The sequence below is a fragment of the Sorangium sp. So ce1014 genome (assembly GCF_051521505.1).
GTDB lineage: Bacteria > Myxococcota_A > Polyangia > Polyangiales > Polyangiaceae > Sorangium.
This window is the reverse complement of record NZ_CP150356.1, coordinates 2,309,986-2,326,563: the sequence shown is the minus strand read 5'-3', so window position 1 is coordinate 2,326,563 and position 16,578 is coordinate 2,309,986. Positions and strand designations below refer to the sequence as shown.

Below are 16,578 nucleotides of genomic sequence, written 5' to 3'. Positions count from 1 at the left end.
CGCGCTCCTCACCCCTCCGGGCGGCGCCGCTCCACTGAGGTCATCCCGCGGAGGACCGGGGCGACGAGCCGCTCGGACCCGAGCGGCGGCGCGATCGCTCCGCTCAGGAGGATGGCAAACGAGGCCCGGATCTCCTCGCCAAAGTTGATCCGGAAAAGGCCCATCTCAGGCCGGCTGCGGATATCGCGGATCACGTCGCTGGGGTCGCAGACCTGGCGCATGCCGATGAGCAGCGCATACATGCGGACGAGGATCGGGCCGCCCTGCCCGGGCGTGAGCGACGGCAGGCACCGCTCGATCAGCGCCCCGGTGCGCTCGACGTGAGCGAGGAGCGAAAGCTTGAAGCGGAGGGCGGCCTCGTAGCTGACGTTCTGCTCGAGGACGCTGTGGAGGATGGAGAGCAAGCGCGTCATCGCGTCGCGCGCCACGAGGGTCGTCGACAGGATCGAGGCGATGCCGGCCGCGGCATCCGGGGCGGACGCCGCGGGCGCGCCGCGGCGCGCTCGCGAGGGTCGGGGGCGCGCCGCGGTCGCCTCGCCCTGGGACGCGCCGAAATGCGTCAGGCGGAACTCCACCTCATGGAACCACTTCGCGAGCTCTTGATCCACGACCGCGAGGAAGAGCTCCTCTTTGGTGGTGAAATAGAGGTAGAGGGTGCCCTTTGCGAGCCTGGTGCGCTCGGCGACCTGAGCCATGGTGACCTCGATAAACGGGGTCTCCTGGAACAGCTGCCAGGCTGCGTCGATGATGAGCCGCCGTCGCTCCTCCTTCTGTTCCTCCTTCCTCGCTCTTCGCGTCGAGCTCATAGGCTTACCGGTTTACGCTGTCTCCAGAAGCGCCGCAATGCAGACGCCGTGGTCGACACCCGCGCGAATTCGAGTTGACGGAAGCGCCACGAGCGTCCGACGCGCGCTCATTCAGCCATTGCTCATGGCAGGGTAGCCGCGCTCATCACATTTCACCGGATACGGTCACACCGAGCCCGTGCAGGCCGAGGAACATCGGGGCGATACCCGAGCGCGCCACCCGCTCGACGGTCCTTGAGAGCGTTCGCGCGATCCGCGCCGCGAACTCGCCTGAGCTGCCGGGCGCGCCCCGCGCGGCGGGCGGCGCGGCGGCGCGCAATGCGCGCGGCGCGGGCAGCGCGAAGAGGCCAGCGCCGTCGGCCTCGGGCCGCGCGAAGCAGAGAGGAGAAAAGAGCAGGGTCGCCGCCGCGACAACCACCATACCCTTCACGATCGCTGAACCAGCGCTCATCCCGACACCCACGTGAAACCTAGCGCTGTCGCCGGCGCATGTCGTGGGCAGCAGGGCGGCAAAATAGCGCTGTCACCACACGACCTTGGACTCTCAACGTGGAGAGTCGCGCCTCGGGCGACATCCCGCCTCCGCGGGCTGCGGCCCGTCGGGCTCTCCCCGCATCGCGAGCTCTCAGCCCGCGGTCGCCATCGCCAGGGCCCGATGGATCACGCGGAGCGCGTCGTCGGCGAGACCATAGGCCGGCAGCTCGGGGACTGGCACGAGGGCCACCTCGGAGGCGTCGTCGCCTGGAGCGAGGACACCTCCGGTCGACTCGCACAGGTAATCGAGGATCACGTAGTGATACGGAATCTCCACGACCTCCACGACCTCCACGAGCGGGCCGACGCGGATCTCGAGGCCCGTCTCCTCGCGGATCTCGCGGGCGACGGCGTCTGCGAGCCGCTCTCCTGGCTCCACGCGACCGCCGGGGAGCGACCATGCGCCATCGAGCGGGGGGTGAGCGCGACGGACGAGGAGCACGCGGGGCGCACCGGACGCGTCCGGGCGGCGCTCGAACACGACGGCGCCGACCGCCACGCGCGGGGGCTCCGGGGCGCGCGCCGGCGCATCCCTCACGGGGCGGCCGTCTCGGTGCGGCCGGCCTTGCAGCGGACGTCGCCCGGCGTCGCGACCGCGAGCTCGTAGTCGCCGAGCGCAAAGTCGCCGGGGATGATCACGGCCCCGTCGTAGCGGCCGCGCTCATCGGTCGACAGCGAGCCGATCGCCACGCCGTGCGGCGCTGCGTTCCCCGTCAGGATCACGTCGACGCGGACGTGCCCGCACGGCGCCCCGTCGCTGCTGACCTGCCCCTGCAGGTGGAGGGGAAAGCCGCGGCGGATGTCCTTGTCCAGCGCGGTCACGACCACGTCGGTGCGCTCCGCGCGCCCGGTCGCGTCGCTCGTGGCCGTGGGCGCCGGCGGTGGAGGCGGCGGCGCGGCGGTGCTGCTACCGGCAGCGCCCGGGCCGGGCGGCCCCTGCTGCATCTGCTCGGCGCGCGTCCGCTCGGCGAGATCCTGGCCCGAGTCGCGCTGCTCCGGCCAGCTGTAGGGGTCCGGCGGCGGCACGTAGGGCGGGCGGCTCGGATCGACCTCTTGGTCCATGTTGAGGGCGGCGCCCCCGAGATCGATGCGGTGCCAGAGCGAGCCGTCGAAGACCTCGACCCAGGCGTGCGCCTCGTTGACGACCATCCGCGCGGGGATCCCGATGTGCAGGGCCGTGACGAGGAACGCGAAGGCGCGGTGGCGGCACACGCCTTTTCGCGACAGCGCGAGGTCGAGGTAGATGTCGCCGTTCCCCTTGGGCGGGTCGTCCGACGGGGTGAACGACCGGAAGTACTCGACCATCTTCTGCACGACGTCGCGCGGCCGCATCGTGGGCGAGATGCCGATCGCCTGGGCGACCTGCCGGAACGCCGCCTCGTGCGACGCCTCCTGCGGCGTGCGGTACGGCGCGAGCTTGCCCCAGTCGACGTCGGCGAAATCGCTGCCGAAGGTCGCGCGCGCGATCGCGAGCTGCACGACCAGCCGGACGCGCGCGCTCTTCGTGCCGCGCACGAACCAGTTGTCGGCGCCGTCGCGCAGCACGACCACCGGCGTGTCGGGGTTCACGTGCATGCGCACGAGCCGCGTGTCCGGCCCGACCGTCGGGATCCGGACCGGCTCGTTCGGCACGAGATCGACCGAAATGTCCCCGTAAAATGCCTCGTCACCCGCCGCGACCGAGCCGTCGGCCTTGAGGGTCTTCAGGCCTCGATCGCGGACGACGAGCGAGTAGTCCGCCCTCACCGCGTCGTAGGCTTGCAGCCGCTTGAACGGCGCGGTCGCCGGGGAGAACGGATCGTCGTAGCGCTCGACGTTCGGCCGGCGGGTGTCTCGATCCGGCTCGTAGGACGCCTCGGGACCGGCGTCGGACCCGACGTTGCTGTAGACCTGCTGCTGGTTCGACGGCGGGCGCTGCGGATCGGGCGCCGTGGCCAGGCCGCTCGGCGTCTGGATCGCCGCCGGGAGCCCTCCGTCGAGCGTCGTCGTGGCGAGCGAGACGTCCTCCGCCGGGTCCGGCGCGATGAACTCGTGCAGGAGCGACACCTGCGCGTCCGCGAGCGGCGACACGGCGCAGGCGAGCGCGAGCACGAGCAGGCTGCGCGCCCAGCCGCCGAGCCGGCGCCGGGACGCGGAGACGGCGGGCGGACGAGCAGGGCGCAGGCGCGCGGCCGGAGAGGACATCAGGGGCTGTTATGAAACCAGAAACCCCGGCGATGTTCCACGCCGACCGGTCCGTCCGCGCCCTCGTCACCGGCTTTCACCGTCGGCCAGCGCCGGCCACGGTCAGACGCCGATCAGCGCCGGTGCTGCGCGGCATCGGCGTGGTGGCGCCGCGGCTGCGGGGCGGAGCGGAGCCGGTCGATCGCCTCGGTGGATTCCCCGCGCGCGGTCAGCTCGGCGGCCAGCACGTCGAGGGCGGGCTGAAAGATGTCCGTCCGCGCGAAGCGGCCGGCGCGGCCGCCGGCCAGCCTCGGCAGGACGGCGACGATGCGGCGCATGCCGTCGGCGTAGCGGCGGGAGATGGCCAGCCGGTCGATGAGCGGCTCGAGGAAGTCGGCGACCGCCGCGGCGCGGTCGCGGACCCCGTCGCAGGCTTCCTTCATCGGCTCGAGGAGCAGGAGCGTCCAGAGCACCGTATCGTCGAGCGGCCGGTCCGCGGCGGTGCGCCGGTCGACGTAGTCGAGCACGCGCCAGACGCGCTGGCCTGGGCCGTCGTCGCCGCGATCGTCGTAGAGCAACGCCGAGACCTCCGGCAAAAGGACGTCGAGCACCCCCGTCTCCCACGCGAGGTAGATGGTGCGGCGCGCCTGGCCGCCGCGCAGCAGGCGCAGGATCTCCTCCGAGAGGCGCGGGCGCGCCGCGAGCGCGAGCGCGTCGCGGCAGTAGACGACCGCATCGTAGACGTCCGGGGTGATCGCGAAGCCCAGCCGGCCGGCGAACTTGAGGGCGCGCAGGATGCGGATCGGATCCTCGCGGAAGCGCGTCTCCGGGTCGCCGATCGTGTGGACCACCTGGCGGCGCACGTCATCCATGCCGCCGACCCAGTCGAGGATCTGCCGCGCCTCCACGTCGTAGAAGAGCGCGTTGATCCGGAAGTCGCGGCGGACGGCGTCCTCGTGCGCGACGCCGAACGCGTTGTCGCTCCGGATGAGCAGCTCGCTCCCGTCCTCGGAGTCCTCCTTCGGGTTGCGGCGGAAGGTCGCCACCTCGATGACCTTCCCGCCCTGAAAGAGGACGTGCACAAGGCGAAACCGCCGGCCGATGATGCGCGAGTTGCGGAACAGCTCGCGGACCTCCTCCGGCCGGGCGCTTGTGGCGACGTCGAAGTCCTTCGGGCGGCGATCGAGCAGCAGATCTCGCACACAGCCGCCTACCAAGTAGGCCTGATAGCCATGGCGGACGAGACGACGCACGACTTTCTGGACGTCTGGATCGATCCGCGCCTCGTCGAAAATGACCTGGTAGCGACGCGGGGTGGGGATGTCTTCGTCGACGAACTCGACGCGGAACGGATCGGCGTCGAGGACGCCTGTGTCCGTCGGCATAGGCTCGCCTTCGGGCCCCGCGCGTAGCCCGGGGGCGCTGCGGCTCTCATACATCGGGAGTTCGGCCTCTTGAATCGCCGCTGTTCCGTTATCGGGAGATGGGGTCGCGCGACCCATAGTGAGCAACCGAGAAAGCACCAGGCAGCGCCTGGAGGGAGTGGAGGGCGACTGGCGCGCGATGGTGGGATTCCAGGACTCCCTGGAGAGCCGACCCGCGCAGATGAGGCCCGCGCCCGCGGACCTCCGAACCGTGCCGGCTCGCTCGCCTCTGCCTGCATCGGCCTGACGAGCGGATCCGGCTGTCGCCCGGAACAAGAGATGCTAACGGCCGTCTAGCAGGGCTTCGCCGTGAGAGCAAAGCCGGAGGCGCAGGGGGACCGACGGAAGTCTCCGGAGCGAGCGGGCTTCACGGCTTGGTACCCCAGTGCCCGATCCCGGGGACCGGCGGCGGGGCTGCGTCCGGCTGGGCGGCGAGCGGCGCCCCGGCGCTGGCCTCCGGCGTCGCGAGCAGCGCCTGCCGCAGCTCCGCCATCGAGGGAAACCGGCCGCGCGGATCCTTCACGAGCGCCTTGCGCACAACGGCGTCGAGCTCGCGCGAGATGAGGAGCCCTGGGTGCAGCCGGTGCAGCGGCGGCGGAGGCTCGCGCCCGTGCTTCTCCGCGATCGCCGGGTACGGGCCCTGGAACGGCACACGGCCCGCGAGCATCTCGTAGAGCACGATGCCCAGGGAGTAGACGTCGGCGGCGGGCGCCGCCGGAGCGCCCTGCGCCTGCTCGGGCGCCATGTACTCCGGCGTCCCGACGACCCGGGGGAGCCGCGCGCCTTCGCCCTGGCCCTCGATGAACGAGAACCCGAAGTCGAGCAGCTTGACGAGCTCGCGCCCGTCGGCAACGTGCACGAGGAACACGTTCTCCGGCTTCACGTCGCGGTGGATCACGCCGGCGCGGTGCGCGGCCTCGAGGCCCGCGGCGAGGTCGGCGGCGATCCGAACCGCGCGCGCGGGGACGAGCCAGCGCGTGAAGCTCAGCGTGTCGGCGAGATCGAGGCCGACGAGCAGCTCCATCGCGAAGCACGGCGTATCGCCGGCGCGCGCGAGCGCCTCGACGCCGAGGACGTTGGGGTGGCGGACGCGCGACGCGGCGCCGGCCTCTCGCTCGAACCGCGCGACGACCAGCGGATCGTCGCGGAGCTCCGCCCGGAGGACCTTGACCGCGACGCGCGACGGCGCGGCCTCCTGGGGCCTGCCGACGCGATCGGCGAGGTAGACGTGCCCGACCCCGCCGCTGCCGAGCAGCTGCACGACGCGGTACGTGTTGCAGAGGAGCCCGCCCACGAGCGCTTCGGCGGCGACGCGAGCAGGAGGCATGGGATCGAGCGTAGCGCAGTCGCGCCCGCCGAAGGGCAAAGGCGCGCAGAGGCAGCGCAGAAGAGAGCGCGGTCCGGCCCGACGCAGCAGGAGGTTCGCGCCCGCACCGACCGGCGGCCGCGCGCGACCGCTTGCGAGGAGCTTGGGCCGGCGCGCTCGCTCCCGCCGACCGGGCTGGCTCCGCCGGACGACGAGGACGCAGGGGGATGACGCGCAAAGTCATCCGTGCCGCGCACGAGCCTGGCCGAGCCTGCTGGGACCGCCATCGAGCGCCGCGGGGGACGGGTCGCGCGCGAACGAGGCGGCGCGCGGCGTGCGCTCAGGCAACGCGGCACGCGGCGAGCTGCCTGTCCGGACGCAGGAGCGCGCGGATCGCTTGAGCGGCGACGAGGAGACGGCCACGCTTAGCGGCGCATGACCGACGATCGTCGATTCTCCTCCCCGAGCCCGCTCGATGTGGAGGCCGAGCAGGCTCCTGCGACGGCGAGCTCCCCAGGACCGAGCGCTGCATCCACCTCGCGTCCGCCTCCGCTTCGCTGGAAGAAGAACCTCGCGCTCTTTTGCCTGACGGTCGTCTCGGTGTTCGTCGCCGGCACCCTCTGGGCTCCGATCAGTCCGGAGGACGACAGCGTGCTCGCCCTCGTGAAGGCGCTGCCGCAGACGTGGCCGTTCGCGGTGCCTTTCCTGTCGATCCTCCTGGCGCACGAGTTCGGGCACTACTTCGCGGCGCGCGCGCACGGGGTCGAGGCGTCGCTCCCCTACTTCATCCCGCTGCCGATCGTCAGCCCGCTCGGCACGATGGGCGCGGTGATCTCGATGAAGGGCAGGATCAAATCGCGGAACGCGCTGCTCGACATCGGCGCCTCCGGACCGCTGGCCGGCCTGGTGGTGGCGCTCCCGGTCCTCGTCGTGGGTCTGATGCAGTCGGAGGTGCACGCCACGTCGGGACCCGCGCTGCAGGAGGGGCGGAGCCTGCTCTACCTTTTGCTGAGGCGGCTCGCTGTCGGCCCGATCCCGGAGAGCCACGACGTCTTCCTCGGCCCCGCGGCGATGGCCGGGTGGGCCGGGCTGCTCATCACGGCGTTCAACCTCTTCCCGGTCGGCCAGCTCGACGGCGGGCACGTCGCCTACGCGCTGTTCGGCAAACAGCAGGACCGCTACAGCCGCGCCGCGCATTTCCTGATGCTCGCGCTCTTCGTCGGCAACGTCGTCTACTTCACGCGGCACTTCATCGCCGACGGGCTCTCCGACGCGCTCCGCGCCGGGGTCGCCAACGGGATGCCGTGGCTCACGTGGTTCGGCGTGGTCTACCTGATGCTGCGGATGGGCGGGCGGGAGCACCCTCCCACGGAGCCTGGCGAGCTGTCGCCGGCGCGCAAGGCGATCGCGGTGGTGACGCTGCTCCTCTTCGTTCTGCTGCTGATGCCGACCCCGTTCGGGACCTACTGAGCGCGCCGGCGCTCAGGGCTTCGCGGCGCCGAACTTCGCCCGCAGCGCGTCGCAGACGACGGCGGGCGCGTAGTGGCTGACGTCGCCCCCGTGGCTCGCGATCTCGCGCACGAGCGACGCCGAGACGAAGCCGTAGTGGGTGCGCGTCGGCAGGAACACGGTGTCGACGCCGGGGAGCATGTCCGCGTTCGCGTGGGCGATCTGCAGCTCGTACTCGAAGTCGGTCGCCGCGCGCAGGCCGCGGACGATCACCCGCGCGCCGACCCGCTGGCAGTACTGGATGAGCAGCCCCTCGAACGAGTCGATCCGCGCGTTCGTCACCTCGCTCGTGGTCTGGCGCAGCAGCTCCAGCCGCTCCGAGTAGGTGAAGAGCGGGTGCTTCGTCGGATGCCGGCCGACCGCGACGATCACCTGATCGAACAGCTTCGACGCTCGCTCGATCAGGTCGAGGTGACCGAACGTGATCGGATCGAAGCTCCCCGCATAAACCGCCAGCAGTTCCTTGGGCATGGCGCTCACTGGTCCGGCGTCCGCTTGGGAGCAGCCGCAGGCGGGGGCGACTTCGGCGCGGCCGCGGGCGAGGCCGGCGCGGGGGACGGCGGCGCCTGGGGCGCAGGCGAGCCGATCGCGCCAGCGGGGCCGGCCCCATCTGCAGGGGCGGCAGGGGCCTGCCCCTCGTTCGAGGGCGCCGGCTCGCTGCCCTGGAGCACCTTGTTCATGGCGGTGTCGTCCTCGATCCACATGAGCCGACCCCCGTCGCCGAAGGTGACGCGGAAATAGGCGAGCAGCCCCGCGCCGATCACGCCGTCCAGATCGAGCTGGAGCTGCTTCTCGACCGCCTGGAGCGGCGCCCCGTACACGCCCGGGACCTTGGGGATCTCCAGCGCGCCGAGCCGCAGCATCGGCACGACGCCCTGCTTCAGCTTCTGCTCCGGATCCTGCTCGACCCGCTTCAGCCCGTCGGCCTCGAAGCCGGCCTTCTTCCAGCCCTCCTTGTCGAGCGCGACCGGGAACGTCATCGACGTGTCGATGAGCATCGGCCCCTGCACCGTCTTGTCGGGCCCGAGGCTGCTGCGCAGCACCATGCCGCCGCCCTTGATGAAGGCCACGTCGACGCGCGTCGCGTCGGGCGGCGCCGGCGGGGAGAAGCTGCGCACGACGAACTGCCGGCCGCCGTAGTCGATGGTCGCGTTGAGGTGCCGGATCAGGTTCACCCCGAGCAGCGCCTTGATCGGCGCGCCGATCTGCTTCGAGATGCCCGAGAGGTCCTGCGTGAGCGCCGGGACGTCGTTGACCTCGATCTTCCTGTCGAAGCGGAGGGAGACCCAGCTCGGCTCCTTGCGCGTGCTGCTGTCGAGGACCACCTCGCCGGTGCCGGTCGAGATCATCGCGAGCGCCGACTCGCCGTCGATCTCGACCGGGACGACGAAGAACGGGGCCGCGGGGTTGACGTGGGGCATCTCGATCGCCGCCAGGAGCCCGCCCGAGAGGGTGAACGGCACGCGCCCCGCCCCGCGCCGCGCCAGCTTCGCGATCGACTTCGCCCAGTCATCGACCACCTCCGGATCGTCGAGCATCGCCTCGAGCTCGTCGGCGGCGGCGTCGAGGTCACCCTTGTACCAGAGCGCGCGCCCGCGGAGCCCGGCGGCCTCGGAGCCGGCGACGCCCTTGAGGAGGCGCAGCGCTTCGGCGTAGTCGAGCCGGGCCAGCGCGATGCGCCCCGCGAGCAGGCGTGTCTCGGTGTCGGCCGGGGCGATCGTCAGCGCCTTCGCGACCGCATCACGCGCGTTGTCGACGTCGGCGGACTGAAACTCCTGTCGAGCGCGGGCGAGCCACTTCTCCGCCGCCGGCGGGCGGGCGGACTCCGGGCCGATCATCGTCGAGCACGACGCGAGGAGGGTCGCGGTCAGCAAGCCGCCGAGGCGAACAGCGAGGGAGCTCCTCGTCGGCGCGTTTCGATTCGATTGGATTCGCACGTGGATCTCAGGCCCTTTGCGGCGTGCCGTCCGGACCGATTTCTCCCGGCGAAATCGGCTCGATCGCCAGGATGCGATCGGCCCGTAGCTCCCGGCGGCTGCGCGACGGGAGCAGATAGCCGAGAACCCGGGGTGGGTCGAGGTCCGTTCGCACCCCCGTTATCCGTACCACGAGCTCCTCCTGCCCACGGCGCGCCGGCCGGTATCGCACCCGCACGGTGGCGGCATGCTCGGCCGCGTGCACCGCCGCTGCGACCAGCTCCGGGCGAGCGTGGCGCTCGCCGATCCGGACGTGCCACAGGTCGCGCGGCGTGCGCGGGGCGAGGACCTCCACGACCTTGCGGAACACGGCGCGCAGGGCGTGCACGTCGTCCTCGGCGCGGTGGGCGCGCTCGCGGTGCACGCCGAGCTCCCGGCAAAGGGAGGCGAGGCTGTGGCTCGGCAGGGCGAAGGCCCGGCGGGAGAGGACGAGCGTGTCGAGGTAGTGCGGGACGCGCTTCGCCTTCCCCGCCCGTGCGAGCTCCGCCTCCAGGAACGCGACGTCCCACGCGGCCGCGTGGGCGACGAGCACCGCGCCCTCTGTCACCTGATCGATACGATCGCAGAGCTCGGCGAACGTGGGCGCGCCCGCGAGGTGCTGCGGATCGATGCCGTGCACGTGCGCGTTGCCGAACACGCCCGGCTCGGGCCGCACGAGCGACGTGATCGCGTCCTCGCACGTGTCCCCCCGCATCCGCTCGGCGCAGACCTCGATCACGCGGTCGCTCTGGGGGCGGAGGCCCGTCATCTCGAGATCGAGGAACACGAGCGGCGCGCGCTCGATCGGATCGTCCCAGGGCGAGCCAGCGGGCGGCTCTGCGCCGGTCGCCCGCTCCGGCCCCGCACCTTCGCGCTGCTCCGTCATCCGACCTGCTTCCCCACCTCGGCGGCTCGACCCCGGAGACGACCGTCCCTCGACATGGACGCGTCTTAGCGAAACCGGCGCCCGACCGAAAGCGGTCCGCGGCGCGAGACGCCCCCCGGCCCGCGAGGCACGGGCGCCGGGCTCCTGGCCCCGCGCGGGCCGCCGGAGCATGGAGGCGGCGCCCGAGCGTCGACGGAGCGGGCGCAGTGTTCGGGGCGAGGCCCGAGGCGCGTCGCGTGGCGGCGGAGTTCCAGCAGAATTTCCGCGGTGCAGCACCGGATGTTCAAGGGAGCTTTCGTTGCTACACTCCCCAGCGTGCCGGACGGGGTAGCTACAGTCCCGGGGGGCTCTCCTCACGAGGAGCTCGATCTCGGCGACGGGTCTTCAGGGTTTCACCGCGAGCGCAGGACCGAGCCGCTCGATCTTCCCGTCCTTGTGGTGAACCGCTTCTTCCAGCCTGTGCAGATCACGACGGCGCGTCGTGCTTTCCTGCTGCTCTTCGGCGGCGCCGCTCTCGCCATCGATGAGCTCGGCGAGCTCCACGATTTCTCGGCCTGGCGAAGCTTGCCGGTGCGGGACAAGGACGACGGCCTCCCTGTGGTCGGCGGCTCGCTCCGCGTGCCGCGCGTCCTGCACCTCCGCCGCTACGAGCGCATGCGGCGCCCGACGATCCGGCTCACGCGAAAGAACGTGATGCTGCGCGACGCGCACCAGTGCCAGTACTGCGCGCGCCGCCCGCCCGTCCGTGATCTCAACATCGACCACGTGCTCCCTCGGTCGCGCGGCGGTGGGGATTCCTGGGAGAACCTCGTGACCGCCTGCCGCACGTGCAACCTCCGCAAGGGCTGGCGCACGCCCGACGAGGCCAGCATGCGGCTCATCCGTCAGCCGCTGCCGCCGCGGTGGTCGGCGACCATGCAGATCCTGCTCGGCTTGCCGCACTCGTTTGACGAGTGGAACCCCTTCCTCAAGGCCGGCTGACCGCCCCCGCGCGGGCCTCGCCGCGACGGCCGACGGAGGCTGGCGCCGACGAGGCGATCCGTCACGGGATCACGGTGAGTCGCCCCTGCTCATCGCAGGTGGCGACCCCTCTCCACCCGTCTTCGGTGCAGAGGAAGAAATCGATGCAGCCGGTCCAGCACGCGGCATCCGCGCATGTCTCGGCGGCTTCCACCGGGCAATCCGGCTGCTGCAGCGCGGGCTTGCAGCCCCGCGCCTCGCCGGTGCGGTCGAGCGTCACGCTCTCGCACGCGCCGTCCGTTCCGCCGCCCGCGCCTCCGCCGCCCGCGCCCAGCGCAGGAACGCCCGGTCGATCGCAGCGGGCGACCTCCGTCCAGGCGCCATCGAGGCAATCGTGGAGGGCGCGGCAAGCCGCGTCGTCGCAGCTCCCCCCTCGGCCGATCGGGCACCCTCCCTGGGGGATCTCCCCGCACAGCTGCGGCTCGGCGATGGGATCGCAGCCTGCCGGTGCAGCGGCGGCGATGGCGGCGCCGGCGATGAATGACAGCGGAATCTTCAAGGCGGCCGTGAGGAGACCTCGGATTGCCGGCGCGCGGGGGAGAAAAACACAAGGCGCCTCGCCTCCGCTCCTCCGAACCGTTTAGTATGCGCGCCATGCGTCCCTGCGCCACTGCCAGCGCCGTGTTCACCGGAGTCCTCCTCGCCGCGACGCTGTCGCTGTCCGGCGCCTGCTCGAGCGGCACCGCGCCGCCCTCGCCGCCGGACAGCGCATCGCTCGGCGCATCGCCTACGCCGGCATCGCAGCCGGCCACCGCCGCAGACCCGGGCGCCGCTGCCCCGGGCGCCGCTGCCCCGGGCGCCACCGACCCGGGCGCTGCCGCGCCGGCGCAGCCGGACAAGCCAGCGGCTCGCAAGAAGGCGCCAGAGACGGTCGAGGACTGCAAGGTGATCGCCTCCGAGATCACGAACGAGCCGCCGGAGGGCGGCGTCGTGATGAACAACGCGATGACCTCCGCCGACGCGGGCTCGAGCGATCGCCTGCAGCCGCTCGTGGACGCGATCAAGGCGAGGCGCGACGGCTTCCGCTGCTGCTTCGATCTCTATGCCCGCAAGCACCCGGGCGCGCAGGGCAGGATCACGTGGCAGCTCAAGCTGAAGCCCGACGGCACCTTCGAGGAGGCGACCATCGTGCGCGACAAGAGCGACGTGACCGCGCCGCAGGTCGAGTCCTGCATGGCGGAGCTCGCGAAGTCGACCACCTGGGCGCGCTCGCCGAGCGGCAAGGAGACCGTGCTGACCTACCCTTTCGATTTCAAGCGACGCAACTACTAGCAGCGCGCCGCCGCCGAGGAGCACGTCTGTGTCGAGCGACGCTTCGGGGATCCTGCGCGGCTCGGGCTACCCCGGCCGCAACGCCTACGCCGAGCTGCTCCGCGACACGCGCGGCCTGCGGCGGGAGCAGCAGCAAGCCCGCGAGGCGTGGTTCGCGCGCCTCGCGGCCGACAAGAAGGACGAGACGCTCTTCGAGCTCGAGATCCTCCTGAAGGGCGTCGCCTGCTTCGCGAACCCGCGGAACCACCCCGGCGCCGGGCAGCGCCAGACGATCGTCAGCCACGACTTCCACGAGCACCTCCAGCACGCGCGCGACGGCATGGCGCGCGTGGTCCAGCTGACGCGCGCCATGCTCGGCGATCGCGACCGCGCCTTCGTCTTCCAGCGCTACCTGGAGACGGTGATGCCGGAGGACACCGCGCGCACGCGGCTCCTGCACGCGACGATGGCGCAGGAGTCGCCCGAGTCCAGCCTCTTCGTGCTGCGGCACGGGTTCACGAACCTCATCGAGGTCGCGGGCGGGCTGCTCCGGCTGCCGCGGGTCAGCTTCAGGCTCTTCTACGCCCACCTCGCGACCGCGATGCGCGAGATCGCCCAGAGCACGTTCTTCAACCCGCTCCACGCGCTCGAGTTTCGCCCGGAGTTCGATCGCATCGCGTCGACGCAGGTGCTCGAGCTGATCCATCGCGTGCCCGGCGAGCAGGCCCACCGCCTCGTGGCGCTCACGTTTCTCGCGCTGTTCAGGATGCTCCGGTACCTCCGGCTGCTCGACGCCATCGCGCTCGATCACTCGGATCACCGCGTCGCCGGTCGCGGGTACCTCGTGCTCGCGGTCTTGCGCAGCGACGCCCGCGCGCTCTCGAACTACCTCCGGCGCCGCGCGGGCGCGCTGCTCGCGGACAGCTACGAGCGCGATCTCCTGCGCGTGCCCGCGAGCGACATCGTCGCGCGCCACGACGAGCTGGCCGCCGAGGGCCACCGCCTGCTCTCCACGAAGGCCGCCCTGACCGGGCTCGCCGCGAACCTGCGGCTCGAGATGCGCCGCGCCTTCGAGCACGACCTGCCGCCCGCCGACGCGCTGGTGAGCGAGTCCGAGTACCGCGTTCGCCTCCGCGCCGTCGCGCACGGCCTCCGCCCCGCGCTGCAGAACGCGATCCTGTTCATCGGCAGGTCGCTCGGCGCGAAGCTCGAGGAGGGCCGCGTCTTCGACGATCAGGCGGCGCGGCGGTCGACGAGCGATCGCCTCCGGCGCGACGTGTGGATGTTCGCCCAGATCGCGCGCGCGTTCGCGAGCAAGGCGCGCACCACCGGCCCGGCGCCCGATCGATGGACGGGCATCGCGAGCTTCGCGTTCGTCCGCGAGTTTCTCTCGTACTTCCGGGCGATGGGCTACCCGCTGCTCAGGGTGGGCGACTATCCCCGCGTCGACGCGTTCATCTCGGCGATGACGGCGCTCGAGGAGAGCGACCTGCTCGATCCCCAGCGGCTCGACGCCGCCATCCGCGAGTGCGAGGCGTTCTTCGAGTTCCTGATGAAGCTCTTCGAGCAGATCTCGAAGCGCGAGGATCTCGCCGGCGTCCCGTTCGATCGCAAGGGCGCCACGCGCGCGCTCCGGCTCTACCTCGGCGAGCGCACCTGAGCGCGCGCCGAGCGCATCTGGCGGCGCCGCGCCGCCGCTCGATCACCGGGAGCTCGACCGCCGCCCGCGGCACATGAAGGCCTCGCCGCGATCCGCGCCGGGCGGGACCACGCGCGCGTTGCACGCCGGTCCAGCTCCGCGCCGAGCGGTGGGCAGCGAGCTGCGCTCGCCGCGCCGATGCCGGTCGCCGCGATCACGGGCGGCGGTGCATCGCGAGGACATCGTCCCCACCACGCGCCCGACAGCCTGGCTCGGACGCCGGATCCACGGCGTCCTCACCCCCCGAACATTTTATAAGACGGATTGTCTCGTCGCGGCCGGTGGGCCCGCGCGCGGCGCCTCGAGCTGTTGAGAAACGCGAGGCGCGCCTTCTGCGCCTTATTCCGACTCGTCGGACGGCCCGGCGCTCGCGGGAGCCGGCGCCGGCGTGCTCTTGCGCGTGCCACGGGTGCTCGCGCCCTTGGCCGGCGCTCGCTTGGCAGCGGCGCGTCCGCCTCGGGGCGCGGCCGCCTTCTTCGGAGCAGCCGCGCGCTTGCCGGCGGCCTTCGCCTTGCGCTTCGGAGCGGCCTTCTTCGCGGCGGGCTTCTTGGCAGCCGCGCGCTTCGGGGTCTTCTTGGCGGCGGCGCGCTTCGGGGCGGCCTTCTTCGCTGCCTTCCGCGCCGGCTTCTTCGCGACCTTCCCGGCCTTCGCGGCGGCCGGCTTCTTGGCCGACTTCGTCACCTTCTTCGCAGGCTTCTTCGCGGTCTTCTTAGCAGCCATTGGAAATCCTCCTGCATTCGCCCCGGCACGGCGGACATCGCCCAACGTCGTCGCCGCTACAATTTACTCACCGAGGCAACAGATGTTGCACGACGTATATTGCCACGCATGGTGATGGTCAAGGAAAATCTTGCAGGGCCTAAACCGATGTATCCCGTGTGTTCCAGGCAAACTGGTCCGCAAGCGTTGCGAGGGTAAACGCCGGATCAGGCCGTGGTGAAAACAACCAGACCGCACTGGACAACAGATTTTCGTTGACAATCTATAAAACGTCTGTCTTGTCCCTCCGCGCTCCTTCCCGGCGATCGCGCGCCCGCACGGCGCGGCGAGCGGCGCCGGAGCGCTCATGGTCGCACGGAGCACCAGCGTTGCGCAGGCTCTAGAGAGCCTTGTGCGGCGCCATTCGCCTCGCTACCGTCGCGCCGCCTGCGCGGCGCCCCTCATGGCCGAGCGCCGCGCGGCTCTAGGAGGAAAGGTATGTTGGTTCGTCGCTCGACGTCGTGGGTGCTCCTGGGCGCAACGCTCCTCGCCGGCTCGGGGGCGCTCGGATGCGGCTACTCGGAGGAGGAGATGCAGGCGAAGGTCCGTGAGATCGAGGGCCTGAAGACCCAGCTGAGCGCCGAGCAGGCGCAGAACAAGAAAGCCAAGAGCGAGATCGACGAGGCGGCGGCCCGGATCGAGCAGCTCAAGTCCCAGCTCAAGGCCGCGGGCGTCGACATCTCCAACCTGAACGCGAACCTCGAGCAGCAGGCCCGGGCGCTCGAGGACTTCCGCCGCCGCGCCCAGCAGCTCGAGGACATCAAGAAGCGCTTCGAGGTCCTGCGGGACAAGCTCCAGGCCCTCACGAAGCTCGGGCTCAACGTGACCGTCCGCAACAACCGGATGGTCATCCAGCTGCCCGGCGACGTCCTCTTCGACTCGGGCCGGGAGACGCTGAAGAAGGAGGGCCACGACATCCTGCTCAAGGTGGCCGAGGTCATCCGCAACGACGCCGGGCTGTCGACGCGCTCGTTCCAGGTCGCCGGGCACACGGACAACGCGCCGCTCGCCGGCGGCCGCTTCAAGGACAACTGGGGGCTCAGCGTCATGCGCGCCCGCGAGGTGCTGGCGTTCCTGCTCCAGCCCCAGGACAAGGGCGGCGGCGGGCTCAAGCCCGAGCGGTGGAGCGCCTCGGGCTACGGCGACACCGACCCGGTGAAGGCCAACGACACCCCGGAGAACAAGCAGGCCAACCGGCGCTGCGAGCTCGTGGTGCTGCCGAACGTCGAGGAGATGCTCGACCTGAAGACGCTCACCCAGTGAGGC

16 protein-coding genes are annotated in these 16,578 nt (G+C 71.5%); 5 read left to right on the top strand and 11 right to left on the bottom strand.

All coding sequences use genetic code 11. The features are described from left to right. Positions 1 to 8: 8 nt before the first annotated feature. The 6 genes from WME75_RS08915 to WME75_RS08890 all read right to left on the bottom strand — a co-directional run bounded on the left by WME75_RS08915 (position 9) and on the right by WME75_RS08890 (position 6,254). Positions 9 to 806, bottom strand: coding sequence for a TetR/AcrR family transcriptional regulator (locus WME75_RS08915; protein WP_437488522.1), 798 nt, complete (start codon positions 804 to 806; stop codon positions 9 to 11). A 145-nt stretch (positions 807 to 951) separates the two neighbouring features. After that, positions 952 to 1,257 (bottom strand): hypothetical protein, encoded by a 306-nt coding sequence (locus tag WME75_RS08910; RefSeq protein ID WP_437488519.1) that lies wholly within the window; start codon positions 1,255 to 1,257, stop codon positions 952 to 954. Positions 1,258 to 1,431: 174 nt separating this feature from the next. Then, on the bottom strand, positions 1,432 to 1,878 hold the full coding sequence (locus tag WME75_RS08905; protein ID WP_437488517.1) for an NUDIX hydrolase: 447 nt from the start codon (positions 1,876 to 1,878) through the stop codon (positions 1,432 to 1,434). Continuing rightward, positions 1,875 to 3,524: a transglutaminase-like domain-containing protein gene (locus WME75_RS08900; protein WP_437488514.1), complete on the bottom strand. Its 1,650-nt coding sequence runs from the start codon at positions 3,522 to 3,524 to the stop codon at positions 1,875 to 1,877. The genes WME75_RS08905 and WME75_RS08900 overlap by 4 nt, the downstream gene beginning before the upstream one ends. A gap of 113 nt (positions 3,525 to 3,637) precedes the next feature. Beyond that, entirely contained in the window at positions 3,638 to 4,888 is a 1,251-nt protein-coding gene (gene pcnB / locus WME75_RS08895; RefSeq protein WP_437488511.1) for a polynucleotide adenylyltransferase PcnB, read from the bottom strand. A gap of 406 nt (positions 4,889 to 5,294) precedes the next feature. Next, positions 5,295 to 6,254, bottom strand: coding sequence for a serine/threonine-protein kinase (locus tag WME75_RS08890; protein WP_437488509.1), 960 nt, complete (start codon positions 6,252 to 6,254; stop codon positions 5,295 to 5,297). 414 nt (positions 6,255 to 6,668) lie between these two features. Between WME75_RS08890 and WME75_RS08885 the strand changes: the two genes are divergently transcribed. Then, a complete protein-coding gene (locus WME75_RS08885) occupies positions 6,669 to 7,703 on the top strand; it encodes a site-2 protease family protein (RefSeq protein WP_437488506.1) in 1,035 nt (344 codons plus the stop codon). 12 nt (positions 7,704 to 7,715) lie between these two features. Here the strand turns inward: WME75_RS08885 and coaD are convergent, their stop codons facing one another. The 3 genes from coaD to WME75_RS08870 all read right to left on the bottom strand — a co-directional run bounded on the left by coaD (position 7,716) and on the right by WME75_RS08870 (position 10,583). Further along, positions 7,716 to 8,213 (bottom strand): pantetheine-phosphate adenylyltransferase, encoded by a 498-nt coding sequence (coaD, locus tag WME75_RS08880; protein WP_437488504.1) that lies wholly within the window; start codon positions 8,211 to 8,213, stop codon positions 7,716 to 7,718. 5 nt (positions 8,214 to 8,218) lie between these two features. Continuing rightward, positions 8,219 to 9,616, bottom strand: a complete 1,398-nt coding sequence (locus WME75_RS08875; protein ID WP_437488501.1) for a tetratricopeptide repeat protein — start codon at positions 9,614 to 9,616, stop codon at positions 8,219 to 8,221. Positions 9,617 to 9,686: 70 nt separating this feature from the next. After that, positions 9,687 to 10,583, bottom strand: a complete 897-nt coding sequence (locus WME75_RS08870; RefSeq protein ID WP_437488498.1) for a 3'-5' exonuclease — start codon at positions 10,581 to 10,583, stop codon at positions 9,687 to 9,689. Positions 10,584 to 10,898: 315 nt separating this feature from the next. Between WME75_RS08870 and WME75_RS08865 the strand changes: the two genes are divergently transcribed. Continuing rightward, the gene (locus WME75_RS08865) at positions 10,899 to 11,564 is read left to right on the top strand and encodes an HNH endonuclease (protein ID WP_437488495.1); all 666 of its coding nucleotides are present in this window, start codon (positions 10,899 to 10,901) and stop codon (positions 11,562 to 11,564) included. 61 nt (positions 11,565 to 11,625) lie between these two features. On the opposite strand, the gene WME75_RS08860 is transcribed toward WME75_RS08865, so the two are convergent. Next, positions 11,626 to 12,102 carry a hypothetical protein gene (locus WME75_RS08860; RefSeq protein WP_437488493.1) on the bottom strand — a complete coding sequence of 159 codons (477 nt, stop codon included), beginning with the start codon at positions 12,100 to 12,102 and terminating at the stop codon, positions 11,626 to 11,628. Positions 12,103 to 12,224: 122 nt separating this feature from the next. On the opposite strand from WME75_RS08860, the gene WME75_RS08855 reads away from it, so the two are divergent. Both WME75_RS08855 and WME75_RS08850 read left to right on the top strand, forming a co-directional pair. Continuing rightward, the gene (locus tag WME75_RS08855; protein WP_437488490.1) at positions 12,225 to 12,875 is read left to right on the top strand and encodes an AgmX/PglI C-terminal domain-containing protein; all 651 of its coding nucleotides are present in this window, start codon (positions 12,225 to 12,227) and stop codon (positions 12,873 to 12,875) included. Between the two features lie 28 nt (positions 12,876 to 12,903). Continuing rightward, positions 12,904 to 14,514: a hypothetical protein gene (locus tag WME75_RS08850; RefSeq protein WP_437488487.1), complete on the top strand. Its 1,611-nt coding sequence runs from the start codon at positions 12,904 to 12,906 to the stop codon at positions 14,512 to 14,514. 378 nt (positions 14,515 to 14,892) lie between these two features. Here WME75_RS08850 and WME75_RS08845 read toward each other — a convergent pair whose 3' ends face one another. Continuing rightward, entirely contained in the window at positions 14,893 to 15,273 is a 381-nt protein-coding gene (locus tag WME75_RS08845; RefSeq protein ID WP_437488484.1) for a histone H1, read from the bottom strand. Positions 15,274 to 15,750: 477 nt separating this feature from the next. Between WME75_RS08845 and WME75_RS08840 the strand changes: the two genes are divergently transcribed. Then, positions 15,751 to 16,575, top strand: coding sequence for an OmpA family protein (locus WME75_RS08840; RefSeq protein WP_437488481.1), 825 nt, complete (start codon positions 15,751 to 15,753; stop codon positions 16,573 to 16,575). Positions 16,576 to 16,578: the final 3 nt, after the last annotated feature.

Bases quoted from the DNA above. Each gene is read 5' to 3' on its own strand.
- WME75_RS08915 (WP_437488522.1), bottom strand. From the start codon at position 806: ATGAGCTCGACGCGAAGAGCGAGGAAGGAGGAACAGAAGGAGGAGCGA.
- WME75_RS08870 (WP_437488498.1), bottom strand. From the start codon at position 10,583: ATGACGGAGCAGCGCGAAGGTGCGGGGCCGGAGCGGGCGACCGGCGCA.
- WME75_RS08840 (WP_437488481.1), top strand. From the start codon at position 15,751: ATGTTGGTTCGTCGCTCGACGTCGTGGGTGCTCCTGGGCGCAACGCTC.
- WME75_RS08885 (WP_437488506.1), top strand. From the start codon at position 6,669: ATGACCGACGATCGTCGATTCTCCTCCCCGAGCCCGCTCGATGTGGAG.
- WME75_RS08900 (WP_437488514.1), bottom strand. From the start codon at position 3,524: ATGTCCTCTCCGGCCGCGCGCCTGCGCCCTGCTCGTCCGCCCGCCGTC.
- pcnB (WP_437488511.1), bottom strand. From the start codon at position 4,888: ATGCCGACGGACACAGGCGTCCTCGACGCCGATCCGTTCCGCGTCGAG.
- WME75_RS08845 (WP_437488484.1), bottom strand. From the start codon at position 15,273: ATGGCTGCTAAGAAGACCGCGAAGAAGCCTGCGAAGAAGGTGACGAAG.
- WME75_RS08910 (WP_437488519.1), bottom strand. From the start codon at position 1,257: ATGAGCGCTGGTTCAGCGATCGTGAAGGGTATGGTGGTTGTCGCGGCG.
- coaD (WP_437488504.1), bottom strand. From the start codon at position 8,213: ATGCCCAAGGAACTGCTGGCGGTTTATGCGGGGAGCTTCGATCCGATC.
- WME75_RS08890 (WP_437488509.1), bottom strand. From the start codon at position 6,254: ATGCCTCCTGCTCGCGTCGCCGCCGAAGCGCTCGTGGGCGGGCTCCTC.